Here is a 12,617-nt window from a genome sequence, read left to right as displayed (position 1 = left end):
AAATTAATCAACGCTGCCGTTACAAGGATTATTTTTTAAAGTTATCAAATTATGGACAACTTTTTGCTTAGTTAAGCCAAATCACTGCTTTCACTAATTAAATATTAACCTTTTTCAACTTGTACAAATTCTAAATCAACTGGTGTCGAACGACCAAAAATAAGCACAGAAACTTTGATTCGGTTTTTCTCATAATCAAGTTCTTCAACCACACCATTAAAGTCAGCAAATGGTCCGTCAATAACACGGATAACTTCGCCCACTTCAAATAACGTTTTAGGTTTCGGCTTATCTGTTGAGTCTTCAAGACGCTGTAATATACGATCAGCTTCTTTTTGTGTGATCGGTGCTGGTCGATCAGAAGTGCCACCAATAAAACCTAATACACGTGGTACTGATTTAACTAAATGCCATGCTTCTTCATCCATCGCCATTTGTACTAAAACATAGCCAGGGAAAAATTTACGCGCAGATTTACGTTTTTGACCGGCACGCATTTCAACCACTTCTTCGGTTGGTACTAAGATTTGACCAAACTTATCTTCTAAACCGTGAATTTGAATGTGCTCTAATAAGGTTTTTTGTACACGCCCTTCATAACCAGAAAACGCTTGAACAACATACCAACGCAATTTAGGGCCAGAATTTTCAACAGGTTGGCTTGAGTTAGTATTCATTTCATCGGTATTTGTAATTTCTTCAGTCATAATTACCTCTAAACCTGTAAACCTGTAATGAAACCAACCACTTCAAATAAAAGTGAATCAAGACCCCATAAAATTAATGACATTATTAAAGTGGCAACTAAAACAACAAACGTTGTTTGTATTGCTTCTTGGCGTGTTGGCCAAACAACTTTACGCACTTCAGTTCTAGCTTCCTTGGCAAAAAGAATGGTGTTTTTGCCTTTCTCTGTTTGTGCAGCAATTAAGCCGGCAACAATAACAGCAGCAACTACCGCAAGAGCGCGAACTAAAACGGATTCATTACTAAAATAATAATTACCAAAAATAGCCCCACCTAATAATAGAAAAGTAAGAATCCACTTTACTGAATCAAAAGAACTGCTTGGTTGACTTTCTGTGCTTGCATTCATATTTTTGACCTAACTACACGTCTATTAGACATTATTGCCTTTTACGAGAACCATTCAAAGCTATCGCTTCTCAAATATGGCAGGGGTAGAGAGATTCGAACTCCCAACCGTCGGTTTTGGAGACCGCTGTTCTACCAATTGGAACTATACCCCTAAAATTTATATACACTTACCGAGTGATTCTTAGTTTGTTTTGGGAAAATTAAGAGTAACTCTAGAAGTGAGGACGCTATTATACTGAGTCGCCTAGTTTACTCAAGAAAAATTTACTTACACACGCAATAAACTCTATTTGTTGCGTTTAAACAAATAAACTATAGGTTGGTAAAGAAGCATAAGTGTAGTTTGGTGATCTTGGCGAAAATACTCCAGACCATACACCCCTTTGGGTACTGAATGACTGGGCGAACAGTAACTAGAAAACAAACGATCCCAAAAAGTAAAAATAGCACCATAATTGCAATTGGTAAACGGCTTCATTGGTGAATGATGTATATGATGAACACTCGGAGTAACAATGATTATTCGCAGATATTTATCAATGTTTTTAGTAAGAAAAAAATTACTGTGATGCCAAACTTGAATAACCAAAGCAATATAAGCATAGGTTAGCAATATCTTGCTATCTATAGGGAGCACGATAAAAAATAAAAATCCTAACAATGTAACCAATAATACTTCGATTGGATGGTGCCTAAAATTGCTTGAGATATCTAATTGTACATCCGTATGATGAACTAAATGCCAGCACCATAAATGACGATAATGATGGAATAAACGATGAATCCCATAATATAGAAGGTCAATCAACATAAAAGCTATTAAAAATAAACTTGCATTCAACAAGGTCGTATCATCAATTTGTTCAAAATAGCTAATCAAAGAGTAGCGCTCAAACGTTACCTCTTCAATAAGTTTAAAGACCCCTAACTCAACCAATGACCACTGAATCAACCAAACCAAAACATACAAAAAAAAGTTTTGTACTAATCGATAGTTACCATTAACTGATACTGCTCCTTTGGTTTTATTAAATTCCCAAAATAACGCGCAGGATAACAATATTAATAAGTAATCTGTGGTATTAAAACTCAATATTATTGCTTACTTAGCTTACTTCTTCTTTTTAACAATATAAAATACAATAGCTGCTAAGGCAAATAATGGTAGCATACTCGGTTCAGGAATAGGTACTGGTGGGGGTTGTATTCCAGAAACCGCACTGTAGCTAGTCAACATAGTAACAAGAAACATAAATAATTGTTTTTTTACCGCCAATAGTTTTTTCATAGAAACCTCTCTGTAGTAAAACACGCTTGTTTAAACTCTGCTCAAATATTATTCAGCATATTCCAAGCCAAAGTTATAATTACATGTTTTAATAGATATTATTATGAATAGTAAAAAGGCATAAATATATAGTGTAAAAAAAGGTGACAATTAAAGCACTAAAATTGAAATCACATCAATATGGTTATTGATCAAACTTATTTATAACATCTCATTACAAAAGTATTGTTTCACCTTATTCTTTTCGGCCATTATATTCTGTTATTATTGACCAAATTTTTTAAAGTAATAATGGAGTATTTTATGCTGTTTAAAAATGTGCTCGTTCCTGTCGTTTCTTTGTCTCTGATCATGACAGGGTGCGCCTCTACAAACACAGAAAAAGGTGCTGCTATTGGTGCTATTGCTGGAGCAGTATTAGGTAAAGCGACAAGTAATCATAAAGATAAACGGTTAGTTTGGGGCGCGGCTATTGGTGCCATCGCCGGTTCTGCCATTGGTAAGTACATGGATGAGCAAGAAGAAGCTTTTCGCCAAGAATTATCCGGCTCTGGCATCGATATTATTCGAGAAGGAGATAACTTACGCCTAGTCATGCCATCAAATATTACTTTCGCTACCAATCAAGCTTATATCTCTGCTGGATTTCACTCAACATTAGACGATATTGTTAAAGTATTGGTTAAATTTGATAAAACCCTATTAAGTATTGTCGGCCATACCGATGATACTGGTAGTGCAGACTACAACCAAAAGCTTTCAGAACAACGTGCAGAAAGTGTTAAAAACTACTTAGTTAGCAAAAACATTATTGATACGCGTTTAAAAACAACAGGGTTAGGTGAATCATCGCCGATCGTTGCCAATACCAATGCACAAAACCGTGCCCTTAATCGCCGCGTTGAAATTCAAATAATTCCTAACAAAGCCTAATTTGATGTGAACTTGATACGATAAGTACAGTTAATATATCGACTTTGACAGTGCTTGACTAGCGAACAAAAGCTGAGAATTAACAAGTAATAACAAAAAAGGATGCCGAAGCATCCTTTTTCTTAAGTTCTACTGTGAACTAAAGTATCAATTAATCGATTACTTTAGATATACCTACAAGGAAGTAGGCAATGCAGAAAATGCAGGACGCAGTTTTTCGGTCAACACCAGCACCTACTGTACGGCTCTAGCTTCGTCGCAGACCTTCTCTCCAAATTTTGCAAAACTGCCCGCTGGTACATTTCTTTTAACGCATTTTGTCATCACGGGTTATCCCGTGATGATAGTCCTAAAACAAAAAAGGATGCCGAAGCATCCTTTTCTTAAGTTCTAATGTGAACTAAAGTATCAATTAATATTCGGGCTATCCATGCCCTCACCGCTTCGCGGCCGCACCTTGTGCGTTCTAATTCGTTCCAGACGAATTAGTCGATTACTTTAGAAACAACACCAGCACCTACTGTACGGCCACCTTCACGGATAGCGAAACGTAAACCTTCGTCCATCGCGATTGGGTTGATTAGCTCAACAACAAACTTAAGGTTGTCGCCAGGCATTACCATTTCTACACCTTCAGGAAGCTCTACAGCACCTGTGATGTCAGTTGTACGGAAGTAAAACTGTGGACGGTAACCTTTGAAGAATGGAGTATGACGGCCACCTTCATCTTTCGTTAATACATAAACTTCTGATTCGAATTTAGTATGTGGGTTGATTGAACCTGGCTTACATAATACTTGACCACGTTGAACTTCTTCACGCTTAGTACCACGTAATAATACACCACAGTTCTCACCAGCACGACCTTCGTCTAGAAGCTTACGGAACATCTCTACACCAGTACAAGTTGTTTTCGTTGTATCTTTGATACCTACGATTTCAATCTCGTCACCAACTTTTACGATACCACGCTCAACACGACCTGTTACTACTGTACCACGACCTTGAATTGAGAATACATCTTCAATTGGTAAGATAAACGCACCGTCAATTGCACGCTCTGGCTCTGGAATGTACGTGTCTAAGTGACCCGCTAATTCTAATACTTTTTCTTCCCATTGTGCTTCGCCGTTCAATGCACCTAATGCAGAACCTAAAACTACTGGTAAGTCATCACCTGGGAAATCGTATTCTGAAAGAAGTTCACGAACTTCCATTTCTACTAATTCTAATAATTCTTCATCATCAACCATGTCACATTTATTTAAGAAAACAATGATGTATGGTACACCTACTTGGCGTGATAATAAGATGTGCTCACGTGTTTGTGGCATAGGACCATCTGTAGCAGCAACTACTAAGATAGCACCGTCCATTTGTGCAGCACCTGTGATCATGTTTTTAACATAATCGGCGTGGCCAGGACAATCTACGTGTGCGTAGTGACGTGTTTCTGTATCGTACTCGATGTGAGAAGTATTGATTGTAATACCACGCTCACGCTCTTCTGGCGCATTATCGATTTGTGCGAAGTCTTTTACATCACCACCGAATGCTTTTGTTAATACTGCAGAGATAGCAGCTGTTAATGTTGTTTTACCGTGGTCAACGTGTCCGATTGTACCAACGTTAACATGCGGTTTTAGACGTTCAAATTTTGCTTTAGCCACTTTAAAATACCTCGAGGTAATAATTTAAGTATAAAATATATTAAAGATAAGAAATGACAGGAGATCGATGAAATGGTGCTAATAGGCAGATTCGAACTGCCGACCTCACCCTTACCAAGGGTGCGCTCTACCAACTGAGCTATATCAGCACTACATACAAAGATTGGAGCGGACGGCGGGAATCGAACCCGCAGCTTTAGCTTGGAAGGCTAAGGTATTACCACTATACGACGTCCGCACTACTGTCAGAATATCTCTGCAAAAAAATGGTGGAGGGAGGTGGATTCGAACCACCGAAGGCGGAGCCGTCAGATTTACAGTCTGATCCCTTTGGCCACTCGGGAACCCCTCCATTACTTTTTAAAAGTAAGTACTAATGGTGCCGACTGCCGGAGTCGAACTGGCGACCTACTGATTACAAGTCAGTTGCTCTACCAACTGAGCTAAGTCGGCACTACATTAAGTGCTGCGCATTCTATTGTAATGCTTTTGTCCTTGCAATAGAAAAAACAAAAAAAATGCATCTTTTTTATTGTTTGTTGTTTTTTTATGCAAAACGGTTGTTTTTCAACTTAAATTCCTGATTTTGCATAAGACTGTAAGCCATAAAATATTAACTCTTCATGGCATTGATGAGGAACATCTAATAACTTACTTAATGATAATGTATTACCACCGGTTAGAATAATGTCATCTAATGTTAAATTAAGTTTATTAATTTGCTCAACAGCCACTTTAATTAAACCAATTGTTGCCGCCCAACAGGCATTATTCACATTATCTTCAGTATTATTTGCAAAAGCTAAATTAGCTTGCTTTAAATTTCCTTCAACTTGCGCGGTATTTTTTAACACACTTTGATGCATACAATCGATGCCGGGCAAAATCCAACCTCCTAAGTGTTGACCATGCGCATTAATAACATCAACAGTTGTCGCCGTACCCGCATCAACAATTATCAGGTTTTTTTCAGGATATAACTGCCAAGCACCAACTATAGCTAACCAACGGTCAACCCCTAAACGTTCAGGTGTCAGATAACCCGAGATAACGCCATAGGCTTGCTGTTCACTGGTGACTATGTCAGTTACAATATTATGCTGCTCGGCCCAAGTTATTATTTTTGCTAACAGCGCTGGTTGATTAACAGAACCAATTATTATTTTTTTTGCCTGCTTCCAGTGTTGATCAAGCCAACCTACATTTAACGAGCTAACATGTATCGCTTTAATATCGCTGCTCGCTTGCATGGTAAAATTATCGACTACTTGGCAATATTTTAATCGCGTATTACCAATATCTACTAAAACTTTCACGTAGCCCCTCGTAAGCTTACTTCACCGCCATAAACCGGTGACACCTTACCGTCAACTTCCATTAATAATGCCCCTTGGTTATCAATACCACGGCTTACTCCAAAAACTTCTTTGGTACCGGCGACTATTTTGATTGGTTGATTAAAATAAATGTCGTGTTGATGCCAGCACGGCAGCATATTTGTTAAGCCTGTTTGCTTATATTCGGCTAAGCGGATATTCAGCTGTTTTATGACCTCGGCAACCAATTGATTACGGTTAATCTCACCGTTGGTTAGCTGACTCAGATCACTCCATGGCTGATCAACTAATTTAGCACTTTCGTCCGGCATTGCCAGATTGAGCCCGATACCAATCACACAATGGCAAGATTCAAGCGGTTGACCATCAAGGTCAATTAAAATTCCCGCGAGTTTTTTACCTTTTAAATAAATATCATTCGGCCATTTCAACTCAACATTATGTTGATATAAAGTCTTTATCGCATCAAAAACGGCAAGAGCAGCCACAACACTTAATCCCATCGCTTGCGACATGCCCTGCTCTAAAAAGCAGTACATCGATAAATAAATATTTGAACCATAAGGTGAGATCCATTGTCGACCACGTCGCCCTCGGCCAGCACTTTGATATTCGGCCAAACAAACTTGACCAGGTTGAAGATCGTAAGGTAATTTTCTTAATAAATAGCTATTAGTTGAGTCGATAACACTATGTATTTCTATTGGTGCTGCGATATCCGAATTTAAATACTGGGAAATTTTATTAAGTGATAATAAATCAAGTTTATTTGCCAGTTGATAGCCTTTACCGGTAACCCGATAGATATCAAGCCCCATGTCACTTAACGCTTCAATATGCTTAGCAACTGCGGCTCTCGAAATCCCTAACTCAGCCCCTAATTCTTCACCTGAAATAAAATTGCCGCGGGCTAACGCTTTAATAATTTGTGCTCGACTATTACTGCTCATTGGCTAAAACCTCAACAGGATCACATTCACCCTCAATATTCACAAACCTAACTTCAGGAATTAACATAATGGCAAACTTTTGATAAACAGTAGTTTGTATTAGCTTGGCTAAAGCAACAATCTCTTGCCCACTGCCTTGCTGATGATTGACTAACACTAACGCTTGATTCGCATGAACAGCAACCTTACCAAATTTATAGCCTTTTAAGCCTGCTTGTTCAATTAACCATGCCGCAGCTAACTTAACATGACCATTATCTTGCGGATAATGAGGTAAGGCCGGATATACTGTCTGTAACTCAATAAATTTCTTCGTCGTCACCACAGGGTTTTTAAAAAAGCTGCCTGCATTGGGTAATATACTGGGATCTGGTAATTTAGCTTGTCGTAAAGCAATAACTTGTTGCATTACCTGTTCAGCACTATAAGGTTTGGGTAAATCTGATAAGCCATGATAGTTTAATTTTGGCTGCCATTTTTTCGGAAATTTAAGTAAAACTTTCGTGATCAACCCTTTATTTTTTAATTCACCTTTAAAAATACTTTCACGGTAAGCAAACTGACATTGGTGATTCGATAAGGTTTTGCAATCGGCGCTCGCAAACTCAAACCAAGAGACCTGTTCACAATAATCTGCAAACTCAACGCCGTAAGCGCCAATATTCTGAACCGGTGCTGCGCCAACACTACCAGGGATCAACGCTAAATTTTCTAAGCCATAGATCTGATGTTCTAAACAAAATAAAACCAGTTGATGCCAATTTTCACCTGCTGCCACTTCAACAAAATGATGGTCATCACTTTGCCATGTTGAAATACCTTTGAGGGAAGATTTAACAATTAAGTTAACCTTATCATCAACAAAAAGCGTATTACTGCCCTCACCTAATAGGTAAAAATTTTGTTGTGCTAAGTTATTCTTGAACTGTTTTGATAATAAAATTAAATCATTTTCGTTCGCCACCTCAACATACTGCTTAGCACAGCATACAATGGCAAAAGTGTTTAATGTTTGTAATGCAATATTATGGTTATTCATAGCTTTTAAATAATGTGAATAACTCCGAAGGCAAGTTACCCTTGTTTTCTGGTAGGTAGTTTAATGATGTTTGCCATATCGTTATAGTATTTATTTTGATATTTAGTGGTATCAATATTTTCACTATGGTTGATGACCACTCCTTCGATAGGTGCATTAACTTGTTTTAACAACCTTAAACCTGACAAAATTTGCTCTCGCCTTGTTTTACCGCCATGAACAATATAAATAACACTATCAACTAACTTTGAAATAATCACCGCATCACTAACCGCGTTAACCGGTGGTGTTTCAATAATAATTCGATCATAAAAATTACCAAAAACTTTGATCAACATATTAAAACGTTTCATCGAAAGAAATGCTAGCGGATTTGAAGGAGTAATACCTGAGGTTAACATATCTAGTCGTTTATGCTCGTCACGAACAATACACTCATCGATTTGATGTGTTTTGGCTAATAAATTAGATAAGCCAGGGCGGTTAGGATCTAAGCCTAAGTTTTTAGCAATCGTTGGATGACGTAAATCACCTTCAATTAATAAAACTTTTTCCATTTCACTAAATGAGCGAGCTAATTCTAATGCCACCGTTGATTTCCCTTCACCTGGCTCTGAAGAGGTAACCGCGATAATTTTAGGTGGCTTTTTCTTTTGGCTAAAAATTAATGATGTCCGTAAAGTTCGAACAGCTTCAATAAAGCGGCGATCTACCGCTTGATCTTTATCACCTGCTCGACCACGTTTTATTCTTGGTAACACAGCAAGAATATTAGCTTCGGTAAAACTGTCTAATTTACGACGTGAATTCAGCGTATCAAGCATTAATTCGCGCATAATAATAACTGCCGAAATGAACACCATTGAAATAACCATCGCAAGCAAAGTTAATAGGGTTTTATTAGGCTTGAACGGCCCTTTAGGTGGTAGTGCTTTATCAATAAAACGGACATAAAAATCTGCACGATAATTGCCCATTGCATCAGCTTCTTTTAAACGGATTAAATAAGTGCTGTACAGTTCTTTATTCGTTTCCACTTCCCGTAATAACTGGGAAAATTTATTATCTAAACGGCTTAACCTTAAGAAGTCTTGCTTCGCTTTACTTAGCCTTTCTTGTGTTGCATTTAACCGAGCAATAGCTTCCAAATATTCTTTTTCTATCGCAAAAACAATATCGTTAACCTGTTTGGTAATACTGTCCGTAATACTTTTAAATTCAGCTTCTACGGCAATTCTTTTAGGGTGCTTGGGCCCATATCGTTTAGATATTTCAGACAACTTACGATCTAGGCGCTCTTCTTGTTCCCTTAATTTGCTATAGATAATATTTTCATTAATTTCACTGATCTCAACCAATTCACGAATTTCATTTTTGTTTTCTTTAATGTATTTGACCGTGATCGCTAATTCATCAACTCGTTTATCGGCAATTAATGCTTCTGACATGAGTTCATTTAATTCATTCGAAATTAAACCAACCACACCTTTAATATCAACAATCTGCTTTTCTTCACGAAAAGTCTGCAAAGCTTGTTCTGATGCTTCTAACTTTTTACCTAACTCTTCTAACTGATCCACTAACCATTGCGATGTCGTTTCTTGTGACATGCTGTGTAATTCATCTTGATACTGTAAATAAGTAGCCCCTATATAATTAGCCACTTTAGCTGACAGTTCAGGGGAGTAGGAGTAAAAACTTATTTTAACTAATTCAGTATTGGTAATAGGCGTTACATTTAACCGTGCTTGAAAGGTAGCCACTGCACCTTCGATAGAGATGGTTGTAATTTTAGGTTTGTTAAAAAATTCTCGATAATTGTCTTTATATTTACCTGAGATAAAATCACGATCATTGCGTAAATCTAATTGAGCAATCACCCGTTCGGCAAATTTACGCGATCTTAATAATTCATATTGCGTTTGTATTTGTTCTGTTGAAGCTTTCGATTCATCAAAGGCATCGTTAATAGAAAGGGCTTGATTCGGTTTATTATTACCTATTTGTAATACCGCGGTTGCGATAAAAGAGGGTTTTAACGAAGAAACATAAACTGCGCATATTAAAGTAATAAACAACGTAAAAAATAATATAAGCCAACGACGATTCCACAACGGACTAACTATCTCTTTAATCGAGACATCGTCCGCTTCTGGCTGAAAAATAGTGTTGTTATTTAATGTTGTCAAAAAAAGCTCTGTCCAATATTGATAATATCATCAGGTTGGATTTCTGTTGATATAACTGCATCTATGGTTATTGTTTTTCCTTTAACTATCCGTGTAATCTGCCAATCACTAGTAGACGCTCTACTTGCTAAACCTCCGGATAAAGCAATTGCCTTATCCAGCGTTAAACCTTCTTGAAAAGGGTAACCGCCAGGTCGATTAACTAAGCCATTAATGTAAAAAGGGCGATACTGTGAAATTGACACAGTTACTTGTGGCTCTATTAAATAATCCCCACGTAAGCCCTCTTCAATTAAAACGCCTATTTCTTTGGTTGATAACCCTATTACTGCTATGTCCCCCAAAAAAGGAAAAGTGATAATGCCGGATTTATCAATTCTAATCGTTATTTGTAAATCTTTTTCATCATAAACATCTATCTTTAACGTATCACCTGAACCAATTTTATAATCAGCGGAATAAACACTAAAGCTGGTTAAAACTGTATAAAGTATAACCAACAAGGATGCCCTTTTATACAGTAAAAATTTAGAGAACAAAACTAATCCCCGCACTAATGGTATTTTTTTGATATTCGTTAGTTATATTAAACGATGACAATTTTTGGTGAAAGTAACTTAATGATAATGACATATTACTTCTAAATTTATAAACCACTGTCATATCACTAGTAAAACCTTGCTCCGTTTCATTACCCGTTTCAAAATAATAATCCAATATATCCATGCTGTTTTGTAAATAAATTTCAATATTATCGTTCATTTGATAGCTAAAATTTAAACCCAGCTTATCACTTATCAAATAACTATTTTCAATTTGACGGTTTTCATCTACAGTTCTTACACTAATGGCGGACAGTTCAATGGCTTCAATAGGTGACCACTTGAACTTAAAATTCCACTTAAAATCTTGTTTATTAGCTAAACTGCCATCGTCAAAATCTATCTTTAGCGTACCTAATGATAAATCAAAATGAGTAAATTCAGTTTTGTGCCATTTAATACCTACTAATGCCGTGCTTACCAAACGGTCTTGTTGCAACGGTAAGTCATGTTTAATGTCTTCTAGTGATAATTTAGCCGTTAAATAAGACTTGTCGCTTAATAGGTATTGAAAATCGAATATTGAATAAACTGCCGATAAATTTAATCCATCAGTAACCTCTGGACGATTTTTATATTCAGTATTGCGAAAACCAATTAATGAAGTAAGAGTCGCATTAGAATTTTCGTTACCTAACTGATGTGCAATATTTATAAAGTTAGACTTCCGGTTATCTCTTTCTAATAAGCTCGACCCAATGCCTTTTGATAAGCCTGTACCTCTATCTAAATACTGATTGAAAAACGCCCCTGTCAATATAACGCTTTGTTCAGCACGAAATTTATGGTGATACTTAAGTAAGCCATATCTATCGGTTGTATCATCTTCAGAAAAATCATTAAACTTTCGATTTTTAAACCATAATCCTAACTGTAAAAAGTGTTTATCATTATGATATTGCGCTTTAATGCTGGGTGAAATTTCTAGGTATTCGGTAGATTGTTTATCCGCATCATTTTCATATAGATGATTATCTGTATGCTTAGCCTTTATACTTAGATCAAGCGTCGCTTGATCATCGCGATATTTCAACATATCACCATTTTGGCGATCTAAAAAATATGTTTTATCGTTTGCAAGGGCTGCAAAAGAACTTAACGACAAAATAATTAGCCAACAACGAAAACACATAGAAAGTCTTATTTTTTTGATTTATCTTAACCTTTTTTTAACAAAACGCATATCTAAGATATTTATCGTAGATAAAATAATTCTCGTATAAACACTTACATACATGAATAAATTAAATGATCACGGAATAGAATGCGATTATTGGCTAGTTTCATTTACTTTTAAAGACAAAACGGTATTTAAAAAACTATATCAAAGAATTAACCGCAGGAAAGCAAAAAGCCCGCAACGTTGTTGCGGGCTTCTTTTAAGAGAAGTCTAGCGATGTCCTACTCTCACATGGGAACTCCCACACTACCATCGGCGCAATTGCGTTTCACTTCTGAGTTCGGCATGGGATCAGGTGGTACCACAATGCTATTGTCGCTAGACAAAAACA

At 36.8% G+C, this 12,617-nt stretch carries 12 protein-coding genes, 5 tRNA genes and 1 rRNA gene; 1 reads left to right on the top strand and 17 read right to left on the bottom strand.

The window, feature by feature from the left end; translation table 11 throughout:
- Positions 1-104: 104 nt before the first annotated feature.
- From nusG to ACSLUO_RS16990, 5 genes are all read right to left on the bottom strand, one after another.
- Positions 105-677, bottom strand: a complete 573-nt coding sequence (gene nusG, locus ACSLUO_RS17010; protein ID WP_448250392.1) for a transcription termination/antitermination protein NusG — start codon at positions 675-677, stop codon at positions 105-107.
- Positions 678-715: 38 nt separating this feature from the next.
- Positions 716-1,096: a preprotein translocase subunit SecE gene (gene secE / locus ACSLUO_RS17005; protein WP_448250375.1), complete on the bottom strand. Its 381-nt coding sequence runs from the start codon at positions 1,094-1,096 to the stop codon at positions 716-718.
- 77 nt (positions 1,097-1,173) lie between these two features.
- Positions 1,174-1,250: transfer RNA gene (locus ACSLUO_RS17000), tRNA-Trp, on the bottom strand.
- A 134-nt stretch (positions 1,251-1,384) separates the two neighbouring features.
- Positions 1,385-2,191, bottom strand: a complete 807-nt coding sequence (locus ACSLUO_RS16995) for a sterol desaturase family protein (RefSeq protein WP_448250374.1) — start codon at positions 2,189-2,191, stop codon at positions 1,385-1,387.
- A gap of 18 nt (positions 2,192-2,209) precedes the next feature.
- A complete protein-coding gene (locus tag ACSLUO_RS16990; protein ID WP_448250373.1) occupies positions 2,210-2,386 on the bottom strand; it encodes a PEP-CTERM sorting domain-containing protein in 177 nt (58 codons plus the stop codon).
- A gap of 303 nt (positions 2,387-2,689) precedes the next feature.
- On the opposite strand from ACSLUO_RS16990, the gene ACSLUO_RS16985 reads away from it, so the two are divergent.
- On the top strand, positions 2,690-3,319 hold the full coding sequence (locus ACSLUO_RS16985; protein WP_448250371.1) for a YiaD family glycine zipper/OmpA-like lipoprotein: 630 nt from the start codon (positions 2,690-2,692) through the stop codon (positions 3,317-3,319).
- 485 nt (positions 3,320-3,804) lie between these two features.
- Here ACSLUO_RS16985 and tuf read toward each other — a convergent pair whose 3' ends face one another.
- From tuf to rrf, 12 genes are all read right to left on the bottom strand, one after another.
- On the bottom strand, positions 3,805-4,989 hold the full coding sequence (tuf, locus tag ACSLUO_RS16980) for an elongation factor Tu (protein ID WP_448250369.1): 1,185 nt from the start codon (positions 4,987-4,989) through the stop codon (positions 3,805-3,807).
- A gap of 73 nt (positions 4,990-5,062) precedes the next feature.
- A tRNA-Thr gene (locus ACSLUO_RS16975) sits at positions 5,063-5,138 on the bottom strand.
- Positions 5,139-5,153: 15 nt separating this feature from the next.
- Positions 5,154-5,227, bottom strand: a tRNA-Gly gene (locus ACSLUO_RS16970).
- A gap of 29 nt (positions 5,228-5,256) precedes the next feature.
- Positions 5,257-5,341: transfer RNA gene (locus tag ACSLUO_RS16965), tRNA-Tyr, on the bottom strand.
- A gap of 25 nt (positions 5,342-5,366) precedes the next feature.
- Positions 5,367-5,442, bottom strand: a tRNA-Thr gene (locus tag ACSLUO_RS16960).
- Positions 5,443-5,561: 119 nt separating this feature from the next.
- Entirely contained in the window at positions 5,562-6,305 is a 744-nt protein-coding gene (locus ACSLUO_RS16955) for a type III pantothenate kinase (protein WP_448250367.1), read from the bottom strand.
- The gene (gene birA / locus ACSLUO_RS16950; RefSeq protein ID WP_448250365.1) at positions 6,302-7,276 is read right to left on the bottom strand and encodes a bifunctional biotin--[acetyl-CoA-carboxylase] ligase/biotin operon repressor BirA; all 975 of its coding nucleotides are present in this window, start codon (positions 7,274-7,276) and stop codon (positions 6,302-6,304) included. The genes ACSLUO_RS16955 and birA overlap by 4 nt, the downstream gene beginning before the upstream one ends.
- On the bottom strand, positions 7,266-8,315 hold the full coding sequence (gene murB, locus ACSLUO_RS16945; protein ID WP_448250364.1) for a UDP-N-acetylmuramate dehydrogenase: 1,050 nt from the start codon (positions 8,313-8,315) through the stop codon (positions 7,266-7,268). Before murB ends, birA begins: the two co-directional genes overlap by 11 nt.
- Positions 8,316-8,350: 35 nt before the next feature.
- A complete protein-coding gene (locus tag ACSLUO_RS16940; protein ID WP_448250362.1) occupies positions 8,351-10,504 on the bottom strand; it encodes a GumC family protein in 2,154 nt (717 codons plus the stop codon).
- Positions 10,501-11,007, bottom strand: coding sequence for a polysaccharide biosynthesis/export family protein (locus tag ACSLUO_RS16935; protein WP_448250360.1), 507 nt, complete (start codon positions 11,005-11,007; stop codon positions 10,501-10,503). Before ACSLUO_RS16935 ends, ACSLUO_RS16940 begins: the two co-directional genes overlap by 4 nt.
- 25 nt (positions 11,008-11,032) lie before the next feature.
- Complete coding sequence (locus ACSLUO_RS16930; RefSeq protein ID WP_448250358.1) at positions 11,033-12,238, bottom strand: outer membrane beta-barrel protein; 1,206 nt, start codon at positions 12,236-12,238, stop codon at positions 11,033-11,035.
- A gap of 256 nt (positions 12,239-12,494) precedes the next feature.
- Positions 12,495-12,609 (bottom strand): 5S ribosomal RNA (rrf, locus tag ACSLUO_RS16925).
- Positions 12,610-12,617: the final 8 nt, after the last annotated feature.

It is taken from the genome of Thalassotalea agariperforans (assembly GCF_053470345.1).
This window is presented reverse-complemented; position numbering and strand designations above follow the sequence as displayed.

Bases quoted from the DNA above. Each gene is read 5' to 3' on its own strand.
- nusG (WP_448250392.1), bottom strand. From the start codon at position 677: ATGAATACTAACTCAAGCCAACCTGTTGAAAATTCTGGCCCTAAATTG.
- secE (WP_448250375.1), bottom strand. From the start codon at position 1,096: ATGAATGCAAGCACAGAAAGTCAACCAAGCAGTTCTTTTGATTCAGTA.
- ACSLUO_RS16990 (WP_448250373.1), bottom strand. From the start codon at position 2,386: ATGAAAAAACTATTGGCGGTAAAAAAACAATTATTTATGTTTCTTGTT.
- ACSLUO_RS16985 (WP_448250371.1), top strand. From the start codon at position 2,690: ATGCTGTTTAAAAATGTGCTCGTTCCTGTCGTTTCTTTGTCTCTGATC.
- birA (WP_448250365.1), bottom strand. From the start codon at position 7,276: ATGAGCAGTAATAGTCGAGCACAAATTATTAAAGCGTTAGCCCGCGGC.
- murB (WP_448250364.1), bottom strand. From the start codon at position 8,315: ATGAATAACCATAATATTGCATTACAAACATTAAACACTTTTGCCATT.
- ACSLUO_RS16930 (WP_448250358.1), bottom strand. From the start codon at position 12,238: ATGTGTTTTCGTTGTTGGCTAATTATTTTGTCGTTAAGTTCTTTTGCA.